General features: G+C 40.6%; 1 protein-coding gene. It reads right to left on the bottom strand.

The genetic code is table 11. The features are described 5' to 3' along the window. Nucleotides 1–176: 176 nt before the first annotated feature. Nucleotides 177–651 (bottom strand): neutral zinc metallopeptidase (locus tag ACS8FD_RS21525; protein WP_439277372.1); only part of this gene is annotated, 475 nt, incomplete at its 5' end.

The following is a 651-nucleotide window of genomic DNA, read 5'->3' as shown; positions in this document are numbered from 1 at the left end:
AAACAGCAGATAATAAATAAGTTGTTATTTTCTCTATTCTATATTTTGAATATTTTTTATTTAAAATGTATTTAATTTATAAGATATGAGTTAATTTTATAAAAGGCCTGCAGTTGATATTGCAGGCCTTTTATTGTTTGTTGTCTATTATAAATAAGCTTTTACATTGTCATTAATTATAAAGCACCACTAAAGGTATCACATGATTGTACATTACCACTCTCCAAACCGCGCGTGAACCATTGCACACGTTGTTGACTGGTGCCATGAGTAAAGCTGTCTGGTGTCACTGCACGACCGCTTGCACGCGCAAGACGATCATCACCGATTTGACTTGCAGCGTTGATTGCTTCATCAATATCACCTGACTCCAAAAATTGTACACGCTGTTGGTTGCGCTGCGCCCAAACCCCTGCAAAGCAATCGGCCTGCAATTCTTGTAATACAGAAAGCTTGTTAGCCTGCGTGCGAGTCACCTGACGACTTGCTTCATTGACTTGCTGAGTGATACCAAGCAATGTCTGTACGTGATGACCTACTTCATGCGATATGACATAAGCCTGTGCAAAATCGCCAGCTCTACCTTGGTTTTCATCATCACCTGAGCCTTGCTGATCTCCAGAGATGCCAAGATTTTGGCGCATTTCTGCA

The sequence above is a fragment of the Psychrobacter sp. 1U2 genome (assembly GCF_051847575.1).
Note: the sequence above shows the minus strand (reverse complement) of the source record. Positions and strands in the feature narration are given on the sequence as shown.